Below are 17,001 nucleotides of genomic sequence, written 5' to 3'. Positions count from 1 at the left end.
CGTCCCTTTCTTTGCTTGTGCAAAGAAAGGAACCAAAGAAACACACCCCTGGCGGCGTGCCCTGCGCTTCGCTCCGGGTCCGCAATCGGACCGGGAATTTTCGGAAGGGGCATCCTGCCCCTGCCGAAAACGGCGCACGTCCATGTGCGCCGCCCTTCGGGTTTTACCCGGCCCGCTTGCCACGCCTTAACGGGGGCCCGTAGAGCCAAAGCAAAGCAACAGCAACGGCAACGGTGGCTATCCGGAAGTCGGCTTCTGCTTTTTGGGGCCCCATCCGCAGCGGTGGCGCCGGTGGGTAAACCCGAAGGGCGCTGCACAGGGATGTGCAGCGTTTTGGGTCGGCACATGGATGTGCCGTCCCAAAATTCCCGGCGGCGACACGGACCCCAGCCGCTTCGCGGCTGGGGCGCGAGGACCGGGGTGTGCTTTCTTTGGTTCCTTTCTTTGCACAAGCAAAGAAAGGGACGCCCCGCGGCAGCGCACCATCGGCGAGAACCGATAGCAACCCGCGCGTCAGCGCCCAACAGCCAACCCGATACCCGAGCGGAATCTCAAAGCAAAGGCATAGCCACCGCAGCGACCTTCGCAGACATGCCCGATATCCGACGCCGTGTCCGGGAGACGAGGCTCCCCGAACCGCTCAGGCGTAAGCGTCCAGCAACCCGCGCAATGTCCGCACCGTAGTCGTCACCACCCCCTGCCCGGATTCCCCCGCGCCACCGTCACTCCGTCCCCCCGCCGCCGATTGCGCGGGCGTGGAAGACTGCGACGGGGACTGCTGCCGATGTCCCACATCGGCCTGGGCCAACTGGAAACCCTGCTGCCCCAGCATCTCGCGCAGGCGCGGCAGGCTGTCCTGCAACGCCTGCCGGACTTCCGGCTGCGCGCTGCTGAAATCCGCGTGCACGCGATCGCCGTCCAGGCGCAGGCTGACCTCGATGGCGCCCAGGTCGCCGGGACTGACCCGGATGTGCGCGTGGCCGATCTTCTGCTCGGCCATCCAGGTCATCTGGGTGCCAAGCGTGTCGCCGAAACGATCGCCGCGCAGATCCGGCGTCATCGCGGTCAGCGGGTTGACGGTGGCGGTGCGGGCGAGGCCGTGATCGGACACCGGCGGCGGTGCGCCGAACAGGGCGGCGGACGTCGGCGCGGGCGCGTCGGCGTCGTTGCCGCTGGCGTCGCCGGTCAATTCCTTGAGCGCGGCGAAACCGAGAGCGAGCGGAGGCGGCAAGGACTCGCCGGTGGCGGCGATGTCGGGCAACGCGATCGCGGCGGCGGGCGAGGGGGGCGTGGACGGCGTCGCGATCGGTTCGCCCGTCGTGCGGGCGGAGGTCGCGGCGGCTTCGCCGGACGCGGGCGCGATGGTCGCGGCGACGGTCGTGCCGGCGGGCAGCGCGGCGTCGCCCGGAGTGATGTCGCCTATCCATGTGGGTGCGGCATTGCCGGACAGGCGCAGTCCCGACGCGGGCAGCGGGGGCAGTGTCGGTGCTCCGGTGAGCAGGGCATCCGTGGCCGGCGCGGCGACGGCGCCCGCGTCGACGGCATCCACGGGCAGCGGGATCGCCGGCAGGATCAGGCCCATCGGCGGCCAGGGCGCCGCGGTGTCGCGGTCGTCTTCGCCGGAGGCGCGCGCAGGTTCGCGCTCCGTCCCGGCGCTTGCATCGTCGACGGGTGTTTCGCTGGCGGAGCTCTTGTCGGCGCGGCGCGAGGCGCCGGTGCGGGTGTCGCGGGTGTCGGCGCGCGAGGACGGGGCGGATGATTGCGACGTGCGTTCGCGCGGGGCGGCGGCGGTATCGCGTTCGCGCGCTTCGGCCGCGGCCGCGCGTTCGCCGCGCGCCGGCGGCGAAGCGCGGCGCAGCAGGCGGTCGAAGGCGGGCGCCGGCTCCGCCGTGTCGGCGGGACGCGAACCCGGCGCACCCGCCGGCCCGGGCATGGCGCCGCCGGCGAGGCCGGACAGCCAGCCGGAAGCGTCGGCCTTCACTTGCTCTCCTCGGTTTCCTCGGCGGCGGTCGCCGCCAGGCGGGCGCGACGCGCGCCCAGATCGTCCATCTCGCGCTGGTTGCGGCGCTCGACCACCTGGTGCTCCTGCACCCGGTAGCTGGCGGCCAGCTGTTCCAGCACCTGCTTGTCGCGACTGGCCAGCAGCAGGCGATCGCGTTCGATGTCCACGCTGGCGCGGCTGCGATCCACGGTCTGCGCCTGCTGCTGCACCGCGCTGTCCAGGCGATCCAGGAACGCGCGCCGGTTGGCCAGCTGGGCCGGGCTGGTCGCCGCCATCTGGCTGCTGGCGTACTCCTCGGCGTACCGGCGCAGCTCTTCCAGCCGTGATTCGTGCATCGCCAGGGTGCGCTGGCGCTCGGCCAGATCGCGGGCCACCGCGTCTTCCTTCTCCTGGGCGCGGCGCAGCAGCGGATCGATTCGACGGGATTGCATCATGGCTTAGGGTTCCTTGCGGGCTTGCGCATTGCGTTCGACCAGTTGTTCCAGGGCGTCGCGGCTGTCCCGCAGATCCGCCGAACGGGCCACGTCCTGGCCGAGGAATTCGACGATTTCCGGCCAGCGTTCCAGGGCCTCGTCGACGGTCGGATCGCTGCCGCGCTGGTAGGCGCCGATGGCGATCAGATCGCGGTTGCTGGTGTAGGCCGACAGCAGCCGCTTGAGCTTGCGGATGCGATCGCGCCAGGTTTCATCGGCGATCTCGGTGACCACGCGGCTGACCGAGGATTCGACGTCGATGGCCGGGTACAGGCCGCTGTCGGCGACCCGGCGCGAGAGCAGGATGTGGCCGTCGAGGATCGCGCGCGCCGCGTCGGCGATCGGATCCTGCGGATCGTCGCCTTCGGTCAGCACGGTGTAGAAGGCGGTGATGGAGCCACGCCCGGCCGAGCCGTTGCCGGCGCGTTCGACCAAGGCGGGCAGGCGCGCGAACACCGACGGCGGGTAGCCGCGGGTGGTCGGCGGTTCGCCCACCGACAGGCCGATTTCGCGCTGGGCCTGGGCGAAGCGGGTCAGCGAATCCATCAGCAACAGGACGTTCAGGCCCTGATCGCGGAACCATTCGGCGATCGCGGTGGCGCGGTAGGCGCCCTGCAGGCGCGCCAGCGGCGGGCGATCAGCCGGACTGGCGACCACCACCGCGCGCGCCAGGCCCGCCGGGCCCAGCGTGCTTTCGACGAAGTCGCGCACTTCGCGGCCACGCTCGCCGATCAGGCCGACGACGATCACGTCGGCGGCGGTGTAGCGGGTCATCATGCCGAGCAGGGTCGATTTGCCGACGCCCGAGCCGGCAAACAGGCCCACGCGCTGGCCGCGTCCGATCGGCAGCAGCGCGTTGATCGCGCGCACGCCCACGTCCAGCGGCTGGGTGATGGGTTCGCGCGAGAGCGGATTGATCGCCACGCCCGACAGGCTCACGGTGGATTCGGCGCGGATCGGGCCGCGTCCGTCCAGCGGCACGCCGTCCGAATCGATGACCCGGCCCAGCAGGCCTTCGCCGACCTCCACGCCGCCGCGCCGGCGCAGCGGCACCACCCGCGCGTTCGGCAACAGGCCGTGCAGTTCGGCGCTGGGCATCAGGTAGGTGCGCTCGCCGGCGAAGCCGACCACTTCCGCGTCCACCCAGCCGCCGTCGACGACTTCGACCTTGCAGGTGGCGCCCAATGGCGCCTCGCAGCCGATCGCTTCCAGGGTCAGGCCGACCGCGCGGCGCAGGATGCCTTCGCGGATCAGGCCGTGGCTGCCCAGGTTGGGGCGGATCTGCGACAGCCGCGCGGCCAGCCGCAGGTCGCGCGCGTTCAGCCATTCCAGCGGTTGCGCGCTCATCCGGCGGCGCCTCCGCGTTGCAACACGTTTTCCAGCGCGCCGCGCAGGCGCGCTTCCAGGGTGCCATCGATGCGCACGCTCTCGGCATGCACGCGCAGATCGCCGCGGCTCAGCGAGGTGTCGGCGGTCAGGCGGGTGGACGGCATCATCGACAGCACCGGCGTCAACGCGGCGATGTCGTCCGGATGCAGGCGCAGCTCCACCTCGCGGCTGGTGCCGCCGACCGCGTCGAGCGCGGCGCTGGCCAGTTCCGACAGCAGCATCGGATCGGCCTGGTAGGCGCGGCCGACCAGGCTGCCGGCGATGCGCACCGCCAGCTCCGACAGGGCGCCCATCACTTCGTTTTCCAGCCGGTCCAGCGGACGCGAGAAGTTGTCCAGGATGCCTTCGATCTGCGCGGTCAACCGGCGCACGTCGGTCTGGCCCTGGGCGAAACCCTCGGCGTGCCCTTCGGCGCGGCCGCGTTCCAGTCCCTCGCGGTAGGCGGCTTCCTCGATGGCCTGGATTTCCTCCAGGCTCGGTGGACGCAGCACCGGCACGTCGGTCGCCGGTTCGCGGCGGGCCACGAAGTCCAGCGGCGGGGCCATCCAGCGCACGGGATCGCTCATACCATCTCCTCACTGCTGGCGTTGAGCGAAATGACGCCCTGGTCGGCGAGGCGGCGGACGATGGCGAGGATTTCCTTCTGCGCGCCTTCCACGTCGGACAGCCGCACCGGGCCGCGCGCCTCCATGTCCTCCATCAGGATCTGGGCCGCGCGCTGGGACATGTTGCGGGTGATCTTCTCGCGCACCTTGGCGTCGGCGCCGCGCAGGGCCAGCCCCAGGCGATCGTTGGGCACTTCGCGCAGCATCGCCTGCAGTTCGCGGTCGTCCAGGTCGATCAGGTTGTCGAACACGAACATCAGGTCCTGGATGCGCGCGCCCAGTTCGGAATCGATCTGGTTGATCGCGCCCAGGATGGTCTGGTCCTGGCCGCTGTCCATGAAGTTGAGGATGTTGGCCGCCACCTTGATGCCGCCGATGGTGGAGGACTTCAGATTCTGGTTGCCGGAGAACTGCCGCTCCATGATCTCGTTGAGTTCGTTGAGCGCGTTGGGCGGGATGCCGTCCAGGGTGGCGATGCGCAGCAGCACGTCCGAGCGCGCGCGCTCGGGCAGCATCTTCAGGGTTTCGGCCGCCTGGTCGCCGTCCAGGTGCGAGAGCACGATGGCGATGATCTGCGGGTGCTCGTTGCGGACCAGATCGGCGATGGCGCGCGGATCCATCCACTTCAGGGTGTCCAGGCCGGTGGTGTTGCGACCCAGCAGGATGCGGTCGATCAGGCTGCCGGCCTTGTCCTCGCCCAGCGCCTGCACCAGCACCTTGCGCACATAGTCGTCGGCGCCCATGCCCAGCGAGGTCTGCTTTTCCAGCGAGTGGTTGAAGGTGTCCATCACCTGCAGCACCTGCTCGCGGCTGATGCCGCTGATGGTGGCCATGGCGATGCCCAGCTTCTGCACTTCCTTGGCGTTCATGTGCTTGAGCACTTCGGCGGCGTCCTGCTCGCCGAGCGAGAGCAGCAGAACGGCGGCGCGCTGCACGCCGGTCAGTTCGGCGACGTTCGGATTAGTCATCGCTGGCCACCCAGTCCTTGACCACCTGCGCGACCTGCTTGGAGTCGTTCTTCACCGCCTCGCGGGCATGCCGCAGGCGATCCTCGTAGGCGTCCGAGGCGAGCGCGCGCGGGACGCTGATTTCGGCGTGATCCTGGCGCAGCGCGGCGACGATGCGGGCATCCTCGTCGCCTTCGTCGACCAGGCTCACGTCGACTTCGGCAGGCGGGTGCTTCTTGGCGCGCGGCTGGATGATCTGGCGCATCGCCGGGCGCAGCACGCCGAACAGCAGCGCCAGCACCACGATCGCGCCCAGGCCGTAGCGGGCGACGTCGCGCACCATCGGGTTCTGCAGCCACGGGCTTTCCCAGAACGGCACGTCCTCCGCCGGCACCGGCTCGCGCACGAACGGCGCGTTCATCACCGACACCGAGTCGCCGCGCGCGGCGTCGAAGCCGACCGCTTCCTTCACCAGCGCCTCGACCCGGGCGAGGGTGGCCGCGTCCAGCGGCACCATCGTGGACTTGCCGTTGGCGCCGGTGCGCGGCACGTGGTCGACCAGCACCGCGGCGGTGACCCGGCGCACCCGGCCGGCGGGCTGGCGGGTGTGCTGCAGGGTGCGATCCATCTCGAAGTTGCGGGTCGCGCTGCTGGCGGTTTCCACCGGCGCGTTCGGGTTGGGCGCGGCGGCCGCGTTGGGACCGGGCGGGGTGTTGCTGGTCGCGCCGGGCACGCCTTCCGGGCCGGGCTGGGCGACGGTGTTCTGGCTGACCTGCTCGCTGCGCACCTTGGCCGGATCGTTGGCGAAGGTCTCGCGCGCTTCCTCGACTACGGAGAAGTCCATGTCCACCGCGACCTCGGCGTTGACCCGACCGGGACCGGTCAGCGGCTCCAGCAGTTCCTTGATGCGCTGGTTGAGCGAGGTTTCCAGCTTGCGCACGCGCTCGAACTGGGCGGCGTTGAGCGCGGCCTCGCTGTTGGGATCGCTGATGGTCAGCATGCGGCCGCTCTGATCGACCACGGTGACGCGTTCGGGCGCCAGATCCGGAATGCTGGAGGACACCAGATGGACGATGGCGTCGACCTGGTTGCGTTCCAGCATCGCGCCGGAACGCAGTTCCAGCACCACCGAGGCGCTGGCGACCTCGCGCTGGCGGGTGAACGCGCTGGGCTTGGGAATGGCCAGGTGCACGCGGGCGTCGCGGACCGGGCGCAGGGTGGTGATGGTGCGCACCAGTTCGGTTTCCAGCGCGTGCTGGTAGCGCGCGTTCTCGACGAACTGGCTGACCCCGAAGCCGGGATCGCGCTCCATCAGTTCAAAGCCCAGGCGACCGTTGTCGGCCAGTCCGGAGCTGGCCAGCTTGAGGCGGGCGTCGTGCAGGTTTTCCGCCGGCACCGAAATCGCGCCGCTGGCCTGGTCGAGCTGGAACGGAATCTGCGCGGCGCGCAGCAGGTCGGTGGCCTCGGCGGTGGCCTTGGCGTCCAGGCCGGTGTAGAGCGGGGTGAAGTCGGGCTTCTGCGACCAGAAGAACACCATCAGGCCGACCGCGACCGCGCCGGCGATCATCAGCAGCGTGCCGAACTGGCGGAACACCGGGAAGTCCTGGATTTTCGACAGCGCCGCGCCCGCCTTCTCGGCGTTCAGCGATTCCTTCAGCGATTCCTTGGACAGGGTCAGGGCCATGGGCGTGCGGTTCCGGTGCGTTCGGGCTCAGGCGAGGGGAGTTACAGCGGCATGTTCATCACGTCCTGGTAGGCCTGGACGAGACGGTTGCGGACTTCGACGGTGGCGCGGAAGGCGACCTGCGACTGCTGGGCGGCGACCATCACCCGGGCCAGATCGGCGCGGGGGTCGCCCAGCTCGAACGCCTGCGACAGGGCGCCGGCGGTTTTCTGCGCGTCGTTCACGCCCTGCAGGGCGTTCTGCAGGGTTTCACCGAAGCTGGGCGCCTTGACCGCGGGCTGGCCGAACTGCACCGCGTTCGGGTTCTGCACCGGCTCCAGCGTGCGCGTGCCCAGCTGGTGCTGGTAGCTGCGGATCTGCGAGAGGATGGAAGCGACGGAATCGGACATGGGCGCGGGCGTTCGACGGAGTGTCTGGGGTCATCGGTGCAAGATGCGTGCCGCAACCGTCGCGCCCGGCCTGTCAGTTTTCCGTCGCCAGCGCGTCCTCGCGTTCCACGCCGTACTTGCGCAGCTTTTCCACCAGGGTGGTGCGGCGCAGGCCGAGCAGCTGGGCGGCATGGGCGACCACGCCGCCGGCGCGATCCAGGGCGTCGCGGATCAGGTTCAGTTCGATGCGGGCGATGTGCTCGCGCAGATCGATGCCGTCCTCCGGCAGGCGGTCGCCGGAGGGCTGCGCCGCGGGCGCCTCGACGGCGACGACGGCGGCGGAAGCGGGATTGGACGCGACGGCCGGCGCCTCGATGGCGGGCATGGCCGCCGGCGCGCCGTCTTCGGGCTGGTAGCGCCGCGGCAGATCCTGGGCGCGGACCAGGCCGCCGGGATGCAGCACCGCCATGCGCTCGACCAGGTTGGTCAGCTCGCGCACGTTGCCCGGCCAGGCATAGGCGCGCAGCGCCTGCAGCGCTTCGTCGGCGAAGCGCACCTCGCCGCGGCCGGTGCGGGCCAGCTGCATCGCCAGGGTGGCGACCAGCGCCGGCAGATCGTCCAGGCGTTCGCGCAGGGCCGGCATCTCGATCGGGAACACGTTGAGGCGGTAGAACAGATCCTCGCGGAAGTGCCCTTCGGCGATGCGATCCTCCAGGTTGCGGTGGGTCGCGGCGATCACCCGCACGTTGCAGCGGATGGTCTGGTTGCCGCCCACGCGCTCGAAACTGCGCTCCTGCAGCACGCGCAGCAGCTTGACCTGCATCGGCAGGCTCATGTCGCCGATTTCGTCCAGCAGCAGGGTGCCGCCCTCGGCCATCTCGAAGCGGCCCTTGCGCGCGCTGAGCGCACCGGTGAACGCGCCTTTCTCGTGGCCGAACAGTTCGCTCTCCAGCAGGTCCGGCGGAATCGCGCCGCAGTTGATGGCCACGAACGGGCCGTCGCGGCGCGGCGAATGCTCGTGGATGGCGCGCGCCACCACTTCCTTGCCGGTGCCGGACTCGCCCAGCACCAGCACGGTGGTGTCGAACGCGGCGACCTGATCGATCAGCCGGCGCAGGCGCACCACCGCCGGGCTGTTGCCGGTCGGGCCGTTGCCCTGCGCGGTCTGGGCCTGGTGTTCGGTGTCCAGGCGCTTGAGGCTGGCGCGGCGCAGGCAGCTTTCCAGCTGGCTGTGGCGGATCGGGGTGTCCAGCGGCCAGACCCCGGCCTCGTGCAGGCCATGCGCATTGGCGAAGGCGGCCGGTTCGTTTTCCAGCAGCAGCACCGGCGGCGGCAGCGGCGCGTTGCCCAGCCAGGCGAAGAACGCGCGGGTCGCCGCGCTCTCCTCGATCCGGCCGACGATCACGGCCATGAAGTCGTGCGGCCGGTGCCGGCCGATGTCCACGTCGCCGGTCTCGGCGGCCCAGCGCGGGGTCAGATCCATGAACTCCAGCAGATCGGTCACCCGCACGGCGCGGGCGGCATCGGCGTCGAGGACCAGGATTCGGGATTCACTCATGGCGGTTGTCTCGGAACTTTTCCAGGATGGGCAGTACTTCCTGGATGTAGGAAAGCTTGCTGACGAATTCGTCGGCGCCGGCGCGGGCGGCGTGCTCGCGGTGTTCGGCGTCGTCGAAATGGCTGGCGATGACCACGAACGGGGGCTGGTCCTGGGTCTTGATCAGGCGGGTGGCCTGCAGGCCGCCCATCTCCGGCATCGCCAGATCCATCAGCACCACGTGCGGGCGCAGCGCCTCGGAGCGCTCGATGGCCTCCAGGCCGTTGCCGGCGCGGCCGACGACCTCCAGCCAGTCCAGCTTGCGCAGGTGGCGGATGGCCGCGTTGATGAAACCCTCGTGGTCGTCCACCAGCAGTACGGTGATCTTGTTCATGCGCGTGCGTCCTATCCGGCCCTGGCCAAGGTCGACACGTTACCGCGACGGCGGTCGCGCGCGGAGGCGATGTCCAGTTGCTCGCGGTACTTGGCCACGGTGCGGCGGGCGATGTGGATGCCCTGGCGCGCCAGCAGGCCGGCGATGGCCTCGTCGGCCAGCGGCTTGTGCGCCGGTTCGTTCTCGATCAGCCGGCGCACCATCGCGCGCACGGCCGGACCGGCGACGCTGGCGCCTTCCAGGCGCACCGCGAAGAAATGCTTCAGTTCGAAGGTGCCGCGCGGGGTCTGCATGTACTTGCCGGTGGTGATGCGCGAGATGGTGGATTCGTGCATGCCGATTTCGTCGGCGATTTCCTTCAGGGTCAGCGGCGCCATCGCCTCGTCGCCATGGGCGAGGAAGCCGGCCTGGCGTTCGACGATGGCGCGGGCGGTGCGCAGCAGGGTTTCGTAGCGCATCGACAGGCCGCGGGTCAGCCAGCGGGCTTCCTGCAGCAGTTCGCGCAGGCGGCGGGCGCCTTCGCTCTGTTCGGTGCGCGAATCCAGTTGCTCCAGCGCACGCTCGTGCATCGGCGAGACCGACAGGCGCGGGGTGGTGGCCGGGTTCAGCGCGACCCGCCAGGCGCAGTCGGCGTGCCAGGCCACCACGTCCGGCACGATGTGGCCGGCCGGCGCCGGCAGCAGCGTCTCGGCCGGGCGCGGTTGCAGCGAGAGAATCAGGCGGATGCCTTCGCGGATCTGTTCCGGATCCAGGTGCAGGCGCGCGGCCAGCGCGGCTTCGTCGTGCGCGGCCAGCAGGTCCAGCGCGTCGGTGAGGATGTGGCGGGCGATCAGGCGGGCCGGGGTCCGGCCGGGCAGGGCGGCCAACTGCACCAGCAGGCATTCGCGCAGATCGCGTGCGGCCAGGCCGGTGCATTCGCCCTGCAGGATGCGCTGGCGGACGGCTTCGGCGTCGGCGGCGTCCACGGAGAAGCGTTCGGCGGCCAGGTTCGCCAGCGCCGGGGCGTCGGTGGTCAGGTAGCCGGCGTCATCGGTGTGCTCCAGCCAGAACGCGGCCACCTCCAGCGCGGCCGGGTCCAGTTCCAGCGCCAGCGCCTGCAGGGCGCGCAGTTGCGGGTCGGTGGTGCCGCCGTCTTCCAGGCGTTGCAGGCGATCCTCGTCGCCGTCCTGCCAGCCGCCGCCATGCACGTCCCACATCGAGCTTTCCGGCAGTTCGTCGAACGCGGCGGTTTCCAGACTGGCGCTGGCGACGTCGGCGCGTTCCTCCACGGCGGCGGGTTCTTCTTCCAGTTCCAGCAATGGATTGGCGTCGAGCGCGCGGCGGACTTCCATTTCCAGTTGCAGGCCGTCCAGCTGCAGCAGCCTGATCGATTGCAGCAACTGCGGCGTGAGGTGCAATTGCTGGCCGAGCTGCGTGGCGAGTCCCGTCTTCATTCCCTTTTCCCCGTTGCCCCGATGCGACGCTCACGTGGATTTCACGTCGTGGGGAAACTGTGCGCCGCGCGCGGCGGAAAAAGAATCAGGGCGTTTCTGGTTGTGGTGGGGGCACGCCCGAGCGCGCTGTCGGGATTTCCCCGACATCGCCGGACTTTGGACGCTGGAAGGTTGTCGGGAAGGTGGCGGGGGAAGGGCGGGCGACGTTACGCCGCCGCGGGGACGGCGGGCGTCCCCCTGTCCTGCAAGGCTCAGGCCAAATCGTTCTGGTGGCGCGCGGCCAGCAGCAGCAGATCGTTGGCGCGCCGGCAACCGAGCGATTCCATCATGCGCGCGCGGTGGGTTTCCACGGTCTTGACGCTGATGCCCAGGTGGGCGGCGATTTCCTTGCTGCTCATGCCGCCGCCGAGTTTGCGCAGGATCTGGCGCTGGCGCGGCGACAGCGCGTCGATGCCGGTCGGCCGGGCGTTGCCGAGCATTGGCGCGAGCATCTTCGACGACACTTGCGGGCTCAGGAAGACCTGGCCCGCCGCGGCCGCGCGCAGGGCCAGTTCCAGTTCCATCGGCGCCGCTTCCTTAACGACGAAGCCGGCGCAGCCGCGATCCAGCGCGCTGCGCACCTGGCCGGGATCGTTGTGCATCGACATGATCACGACCTTGGTCTGCGGCAGCGCTTCCTTCAGCGGCTTGAGCAGATCCAGGCCGCTGCGATCGGGCAGGGACAGATCGAGCAGGATGACGTCCGGCCGGTGGATCGCCGCCATGTCCAGCGCCTGCTGGCCGTCGGAGGCCTCCGCCACCACGTCCACGTCCGCGATCGACTGGAGCAGGCGGCCGATGCCGGCGCGCACCAGGGTATGGTCATCAACGATCAGGACACGCACGGGACGGGAGGGGCTCGTGAGGAGGTCGCGCCACGATAGCGGCACGTCGGGATCCCGCCAATGTTACTTTTGTGTCGAAGCCATCAAAGCTTGAAGCTCGTCACACAAGCTCGGCCCGTGGCGCCGGATTTCCGTCGATGCGGCGGTCGATGCGTCCGACGGTCCGGCGTCGCTTCCAGCCCGTCCGGATTCCGTCGCGCGCGCGGCGCGGGGACGGCAGGAACAACGAGGAGATCAATCGGCCTGGCGCGCCATCAGGCGGGCTTCGGCAATCTGGCGGCGATGCAGGCGGAACAGATGGCGTTCCAGCGCATCGGCCAGGCCGGCGCCGAGCGGGGCGAAGCGCAGCCACAGATGATGCTGTCCATCGGCGGTCGCGGATGTCGCCAGCACCTTGGCCGGCAGTTCGATGTGATCGCTGAGCCAGCTGGCCGGCTCGATCAGCGCCACGCCGGCGTCATCGTGGGCGAGATCGAACGCCTGCGCGGCGTCCAGGCGCAGGCCCAGGTGCGACCAGCGCAGGCCGCGCAGGGGCAGCGCGTCGTCGCGCTGGCGCGCCAGCTTGCCGACCAGGTTCATCAGCAGATCGACCTTGGCTTCCAGGCGCTGGAACGAGATCGGCGGTTCGCCCTTGCGGTCGTCGGCGTCATCGCCCCGCGCGTCCTCGGCCACCGCCAATGCGTGCAGCAGGCTCTCGGCGGCGGCCGGCGGCTGGCGCGGTTCGCCGACGCGGAAACCGGCCGGCAGCCACGCCTCGCAGGTCAGGGCATCGCCGAACAGTTCGGTTTCGGCCGGGTGGGTCAGCATGGGCACGCGCGTGGGCATGGCTCAACCTCCCGGGGTCGACAGATAGGCGCGCGTGGCGCGCTCGGCCTGCTGCGATTCGCGCAGCTTGCGGGCGGCCGCGTCGCGCGCGTCGCGCAGGCGGTCCTGCAACTGCAACTGCGCGTAGAGCAGGTTGGACAGCGTGTCGGCGCCGGTGTCGCGGCTGCCATGGGCCTGCATGAAGCCGCGTACGTCGCGATCATGCTGTTCCAGCAGTTCCTGCACGGTGTCCAGGGCGCCGTTCTGCAGGCTGTCGTGCATCGCCTGCAGCTGGGCGAACAGGGTGTCCACCGTCACCGCGGACATCTCAGGCCTCCTGGACCACGGGCGGGCGCTGGCGCTGTTCGGCGGGAATGGCGTTCCAGGCCGATTCGATTTCGCCCAGCAGTTCCAGCGACTCGCGCAGCGCGGCCGTGTCGTTGTGCAGATTGGCCTCGATCAGGCGGCCCTGCAGGTAGTCGTACAGCGCCGAGAGGCTGCCGGCGATCTCGCCGCCGGCCTCGTGGTCGAGCGAACCATTGAGGTGCCCGATGATGGCGCACACCTCGCCGATCGCCTTGCCCTTGCGGGCCAGGTCGCCGTGCTCCATGCAGGCTTCCGCCAGCCGGATGCGCTCGCAGGCGCCGGCCAGCAGCAGCGCCACCAGGCGATGCGGATCGGCTTCCATCACGGCACTGCTGAGGCCCGTGTTGCGGTACTGCGCGGCGTAAGAATGGGCTGACATTCCTTCTATCTCCTGGTCTTCCGCGGAAAATCCTTCCGCGGAGGTGGCCTCACTGCGAGGCCAGGGCAGCAAGCTGCTGCGAAAGGTAAGAACTGGTGCTGTTCATGCGCGACATCATGTTGTCCAGCGCCACGAACTGCGCCTTGTAACGGTTGCCGACCGCTTCCATGCGCGCATCCAGCGCCTTGCGCTGATTGCCGATGTCCTTGATCTGGGCATTGAGTCCATCGGTGCGGCGGGTGAGCGATCCTTCCTTGCCGATGTAGGTGGCGACGGTGGCCTGCAGCTTGCCGGCGAAACCGTTGTCGCCGGTGAAGGCGGCGCGGACCTTTTCCGGATTGGACGCCATCAGCGCGTCGAACTTGGCCGTGTCCAGGGTCAGGCTGCCGTCCGAGGACGGATAGCCCTTGGTCTGCAGGCCCAGGGTCTTGGCGTCCAGGCCCTGCTTGGCGAGCTCGCCCAGCAGATCGCCCAGTACCCCGCGCATCTGCCCGGCGATGCCGCGCATCTGCGCGTCGCCGGTCAGCGCCGACGGGGTGTCGGTGCCGGCGTCGTACTTGGTGGAGCCGTTGATGGCGGTGATCACGCCGTTGTAGGCGGTCACGAAATCCTGCACCAGCTTGCGGCTGGCGGCCACGTCGCTGGATACGGTGACGGTGCTGGTGCCCTTGGCCTTCAGATCCAGGGTCAGCCCGGGCACCGCATCGGTGATCTTGTTGCTGCTGGCGGTCACGGTCAGGCCGTCGATCGAGACCCGCGCATCCGTCGCCGGGACGCGTTCGACCATGCTGTTGGCCAGATTCTGCAGATCCGCGCCGCCTTCGCTGAAGGCCAGGCTGATGCCGTTGGCGGCGCCGGGTTTGTCCGAGGCCACTGACAGGAACAGGCCCTCGTTGGAGGTAATCACGCTGGCCTGCACGCCCTTGCTGCGGGCGGCGTCGTTGATCGCGCTGCGCACGTCGACCAGCCGGGCGCCCTCGGCGATGTTGATGTCGAGCGTTTCGCCGCCGACCGTCAGCGTCAGTTTGCCGGCACCGAAGGTCTGTTCGGCCGTCACCGGCTGGTTGGCGGTCCATTTGTTGGCGGTGGCCAGATCCAGCACCTGGATGGTGTATTCGCCGCTGGGCGTGCCCTTGCCGGCGGTCGCGCCCAGCACGGTGTCGGTGCCGACCTTGCTGGTGCGGCTGTCGAAGGCGTCGGCCGCCTTGAGCGCCTTCAGCGCGGTTTCCAGGGTGCTGAAGGCCGAGCTGACCGTGCCCAGCGCGGAGACCTTGAACTTGGCGGTGGACTCGATGCGGTTGAGGCGGGCGTCGGCGGGCTTGCGATCCGCAGCCACCAGGTTCTCCACCATGCCGGTGATGTTCAGGCCGGAGCCGATGCCACCGTAACCGAGCGAGTAGTCTGCCATTGCCCAATCTCCTGTCGTGCCCGTTCCGGAACGGGCGTCGGGGCGACCCTGACATCCGCTGATGGATGGCGGTGTCGCCCGTGTAGTGGTAGCGGCCTCCGGAGGCCGATCTTTAGCCCGCATTTCTCCGTCTCCCGCCGCCATGGCTTGGGCCAGGGTCGGCGAGAAATGCGGGACGTGTGGGGTGATGCAGGATTTGTGCCACGGGTGGGGCGAACGGTCGGTGACCCAGTTGTTCAAGGCGCTGATGCGCGTTGTTGCCATCGGCTCCTAATCATGGCGCGCTCGCCGCGGGGCGTCCCTTGACCAGCCTTCGGCTGTTGAGAAGCGCTTCTTTGCTTGTGCAAAGAAAGCCAAAGAAACACACCCCGGTCCTCGCGCCCCAGCCGCGAAGCGGCTGGGGTTCGTGTCGCCGGTGGGAATTTTGGGACGGCACATCCGGGTGCCGGCCTAAAACGCCGCGTGTCCTGCGCGGCGCCCTGCGGGTTTACCCACCGGCGACACCGCCGCGGATGGGGGCCCGGGAGCAAGGGCAAAGGCCATCGCCTTGTTTCCGGGCGCTGGCGCGTGGGTTGCTATCGGTTCTCGCCGATGGCGCGCTCGCCGCGGGGCCTTACTTTCTTTGCTTGTGCAAAGAAAGTAAGCAAAGAAACACACCCCGGTCCTCGCGCCCCAGCCGCTGCGCGGCCGGGGTTCGTGTCGCCGGTGGGAATTTTGGGACGGCACATCCATGTGCCGGCCCAAAACGCTGCACATCCATGTGCAGCGCCCTTCGGGTTTGCCCACCGGCGCCACCGCTGCGGATGGGGCCCCAAGAGCAAAGCCGACCTCTCGATAGCCGCCTTTGCCTTTGCTGTTGCTTTGGCTCTTCGGGCCCCCGTTAAGGCGTGGCAAGTGGGCCGGGTAAACCCGCAGGGCGGCGCACAGGACGTGCGCCGTTTTCGGCAGGGGCAGGATGCCCCTTCCGAAAATTCCCGGACCGATTGCGGACCCTGCGCGCGCAGCGCGCAGGGCACGCCGCCAGGGGTGTGTTTCTTTGCTTACTTTCTTTGCACAAGCAAAGAAAGTGAGGCCTCGCGGCGAGCGCACCATCGATGGCGACCGACGGCAATGGCGCGCGTCAGCGCCCAAAGAAAAAAAGACCAATCCCCAATCCCCGACCCCGACCCCGACCCCAAAAAGAAACCCCTCCCGTTTCCGGAAGGGGTTTGGGTACTGCCAAGACGGAGGGAGACGAATCCGCCCGTATGCGACAGGAAGCTGAAAAGTGGAGCGGGTGAAATCGATCAGCGCAGCAGGCTGAGCACGTTCTGCGGCACCTGGTTGGCCTGGGCCAGCATGGCCGTACCGGCCTGCTGCAGGATCTGGGTGCGGGTCAGTTCGGCGGTTTCCTTGGCGAAGTCGGTGTCGCGGATACGGCTGCGCGAAGCGGCCAGGTTTTCCGAGCTGGTCTGCAGGTTGGCGACCACCGAGGTGAAGCGGTTCTGGATGGCACCCAGGTCGGCGCGCGCGCTGTTGACCGAGGTCAGCGCCTTGTCGACGATTTCCAGCGCCTGCTGCGCGCCCTTGAAGCCGGAGATGTCCAGGGCCGACACGAAGGTGTTGGTGGCGGTGGTCGTCGCGGCGGTCTTGGCGGTGTAGGTCTGGCCCGAGTCGGCCGCGTTCACGCCCGTCCAGGTGCCGACCGTGGCGGTGATCGCCTTGAACGAACCGTCGGTGTTGGTGCTGTCCTTGACCGAGGTCAGGGTGACGCCGGTGGTGCCGTTGACTTCGGCATAGACGCCGGTCTCGCCCATCTTGGCGTTGATCGCGGTGACCAGCGCGCTGCGTGCGGCGGCGGCGGTTTCCGCACCGCTGGCGCCCTGGGCGACGTTGACCTCATCGATGCTCACGCCGTTGACCTTCAGGCCGGTGACCTTGACCGCCGCATTGGTGGTCAGGTCGCCCAGGGTCAGGGCGTTGGCATCGAACTTGGCGCCGCCCAGCGCATCGGCCTTGGCGTTGACCACCTTGTCGATGGCGATGGCCTGGCCGGCGTTGGCGCCGACCTGGAACAGCTGGCTGGAGAACGAGCCGTCCAGCAGCTTGGTGCCGTTGAAGTCGGCCTGCTTGGCGACGCGGTCGATTTCCGAGGCCAGCTGCTTGACTTCGGCGTTCAGTGCGGCGCGGTCGGAACCGGAGTTGGAGGCATTGGCCGACTGCACGGCCAGTTCGCGGATGCGCTGCAGGTTGTTGCCGATTTCGGTCAGCGAACCTTCGGCGACCTGGGCCAGCGAGATGCCGTCGTTGGCATTGCGCACGGCCACGTCCAGGCCCCGGATCTGGGTG

General features: G+C 69.2%; 16 protein-coding genes. All 16 read right to left on the bottom strand.

The genetic code is table 11. The features are described from left to right. Positions 1-640 precede the first annotated feature (640 nt). Positions 641-1,981 carry a flagellar hook-length control protein FliK gene (locus ACTHN1_RS02540; protein WP_440469401.1) on the bottom strand — a complete coding sequence of 447 codons (1,341 nt, stop codon included), beginning with the start codon at positions 1,979-1,981 and terminating at the stop codon, positions 641-643. Next, positions 1,978-2,436 carry a flagellar export protein FliJ gene (gene fliJ, locus ACTHN1_RS02535; RefSeq protein ID WP_440469400.1) on the bottom strand — a complete coding sequence of 153 codons (459 nt, stop codon included), beginning with the start codon at positions 2,434-2,436 and terminating at the stop codon, positions 1,978-1,980. The genes ACTHN1_RS02540 and fliJ overlap by 4 nt, the downstream gene beginning before the upstream one ends. 3 nt (positions 2,437-2,439) lie before the next feature. Beyond that, positions 2,440-3,822, bottom strand: a complete 1,383-nt coding sequence (gene fliI, locus ACTHN1_RS02530; RefSeq protein WP_295382283.1) for a flagellar protein export ATPase FliI — start codon at positions 3,820-3,822, stop codon at positions 2,440-2,442. Beyond that, complete coding sequence (locus tag ACTHN1_RS02525; RefSeq protein ID WP_440469399.1) at positions 3,819-4,430, bottom strand: FliH/SctL family protein; 612 nt, start codon at positions 4,428-4,430, stop codon at positions 3,819-3,821. The genes fliI and ACTHN1_RS02525 overlap by 4 nt, the downstream gene beginning before the upstream one ends. Next, a complete protein-coding gene (gene fliG / locus ACTHN1_RS02520) occupies positions 4,427-5,413 on the bottom strand; it encodes a flagellar motor switch protein FliG (protein ID WP_440469439.1) in 987 nt (328 codons plus the stop codon). The genes ACTHN1_RS02525 and fliG overlap by 4 nt, the downstream gene beginning before the upstream one ends. Positions 5,414-5,429: 16 nt before the next feature. Beyond that, on the bottom strand, positions 5,430-7,100 hold the full coding sequence (fliF, locus tag ACTHN1_RS02515) for a flagellar basal-body MS-ring/collar protein FliF (RefSeq protein ID WP_440469398.1): 1,671 nt from the start codon (positions 7,098-7,100) through the stop codon (positions 5,430-5,432). A 41-nt stretch (positions 7,101-7,141) separates the two neighbouring features. Continuing rightward, complete coding sequence (fliE, locus tag ACTHN1_RS02510; protein WP_295382278.1) at positions 7,142-7,489, bottom strand: flagellar hook-basal body complex protein FliE; 348 nt, start codon at positions 7,487-7,489, stop codon at positions 7,142-7,144. A 73-nt stretch (positions 7,490-7,562) separates the two neighbouring features. Next, entirely contained in the window at positions 7,563-9,026 is a 1,464-nt protein-coding gene (locus ACTHN1_RS02505; RefSeq protein WP_440469397.1) for a sigma-54 dependent transcriptional regulator, read from the bottom strand. Next, positions 9,019-9,399 (bottom strand): response regulator, encoded by a 381-nt coding sequence (locus ACTHN1_RS02500; RefSeq protein WP_440469396.1) that lies wholly within the window; start codon positions 9,397-9,399, stop codon positions 9,019-9,021. The genes ACTHN1_RS02505 and ACTHN1_RS02500 overlap by 8 nt, the downstream gene beginning before the upstream one ends. Before the next feature lie 11 nt (positions 9,400-9,410). Further along, positions 9,411-10,832, bottom strand: a complete 1,422-nt coding sequence (gene rpoN, locus ACTHN1_RS02495) for an RNA polymerase factor sigma-54 (RefSeq protein ID WP_440469395.1) — start codon at positions 10,830-10,832, stop codon at positions 9,411-9,413. 251 nt (positions 10,833-11,083) lie between these two features. After that, positions 11,084-11,716: a response regulator gene (locus ACTHN1_RS02490; RefSeq protein WP_440469394.1), complete on the bottom strand. Its 633-nt coding sequence runs from the start codon at positions 11,714-11,716 to the stop codon at positions 11,084-11,086. 234 nt (positions 11,717-11,950) lie between these two features. Beyond that, positions 11,951-12,541: a PilZ domain-containing protein gene (locus tag ACTHN1_RS02485; RefSeq protein WP_440469393.1), complete on the bottom strand. Its 591-nt coding sequence runs from the start codon at positions 12,539-12,541 to the stop codon at positions 11,951-11,953. Between the two features lie 3 nt (positions 12,542-12,544). After that, on the bottom strand, positions 12,545-12,847 hold the full coding sequence (locus ACTHN1_RS02480) for a hypothetical protein (RefSeq protein ID WP_440469392.1): 303 nt from the start codon (positions 12,845-12,847) through the stop codon (positions 12,545-12,547). Position 12,848: 1 nt separating this feature from the next. Further along, on the bottom strand, positions 12,849-13,265 hold the full coding sequence (gene fliS / locus ACTHN1_RS02475; RefSeq protein ID WP_440469391.1) for a flagellar export chaperone FliS: 417 nt from the start codon (positions 13,263-13,265) through the stop codon (positions 12,849-12,851). A gap of 49 nt (positions 13,266-13,314) precedes the next feature. Continuing rightward, on the bottom strand, positions 13,315-14,673 hold the full coding sequence (fliD, locus tag ACTHN1_RS02470) for a flagellar filament capping protein FliD (protein ID WP_440469390.1): 1,359 nt from the start codon (positions 14,671-14,673) through the stop codon (positions 13,315-13,317). Positions 14,674-15,959: 1,286 nt separating this feature from the next. After that, the coding region (locus tag ACTHN1_RS02465; RefSeq protein WP_440469389.1) for a flagellin at positions 15,960-17,001 on the bottom strand (1,042 nt) is incomplete at its 5' end.

Source organism: Pseudoxanthomonas sp. (genome assembly GCF_051953815.1).
In the GTDB taxonomy this organism is placed as follows: Bacteria; Pseudomonadota; Gammaproteobacteria; order Xanthomonadales; family Xanthomonadaceae; genus Pseudoxanthomonas_A.
The sequence above is the reverse complement of the archived record's forward strand: the minus strand, read 5'-3'. Positions and strand labels throughout refer to the sequence as shown.